This window comes from Paraburkholderia sp. RL18-085-BIA-A, assembly GCF_046027075.1.
Classification (GTDB): Bacteria; Pseudomonadota; Gammaproteobacteria; order Burkholderiales; family Burkholderiaceae; genus Paraburkholderia.
In genome coordinates this window covers 1-703 of record NZ_JARESU010000543.1, presented here as the reverse complement: position 1 = coordinate 703, position 703 = coordinate 1, and the positions used below count along the sequence as shown (strand labels likewise).

The following is a 703-nucleotide window of genomic DNA, read 5'->3' as shown; positions in this document are numbered from 1 at the left end:
CTCATCCGGCGTCTGATCGGACAGACTTGAATGGGGCCGTTTCTGGTTGTAAAGGTTCAGGTAATCGCCGATGGAGCAGCGTGCATGGCTGACTGATTCATAGGCTTTCAGATACACCTCTTCATATTTCACGCTGCGCCACACGCGTTCGACGAATACGTTGTCGCGCCAGGCGCCTTTGCCATCCATGGACAGGCGGATGCCCCTGCCGAGCACGGCGTCGGTGAACGCTGTCGCGGTGAACTGGCTGCCCTGGTCGGTGTTGACGATCTCAGGTTGCCCGTATTTCGCGAACGCTTCTTCCAACGCCTCGACAGCGTGCATCGCCTCCATCGTAATCGCCACGCGGTGGGCCAGTACCTTTCGACTGACCCAGTCCACCACGGCGGTCAGATATACGAAGCCGCGCGCCATCGGGATATAGCTCGTATCCAGTGCCCAGACCTGGTTTGCCCGATTGATCGTCATGCCCCGCAACAGATAAGGCCAGATCTTGTGCTTCGCATGACGGCGGCTTGTGTTCGGCTTGCAGTACAGCGCCTCAATGCCCATGCGCTTCATCAGAGTGCCGACGTGTTTGCGCCCGACCCTGATAGCTTCACGCTTGAGCAGGCGAACCAACATTCGCGTACCGGCAAACGGGAACTCCAGATGCAATTCATCGAGCCGCCGCATCAGCTTCTGATCGGCCTCGCTGACCGGG

1 protein-coding gene is annotated in these 703 nt (G+C 58.9%); it reads right to left on the bottom strand.

Annotation, left to right across the window (positions count from 1 at the left end; translation table 11 throughout):
* On the bottom strand, positions 1-703 hold a 703-nt coding region (locus P0D89_RS53750), incomplete at both ends, for an IS3 family transposase (protein WP_408379763.1).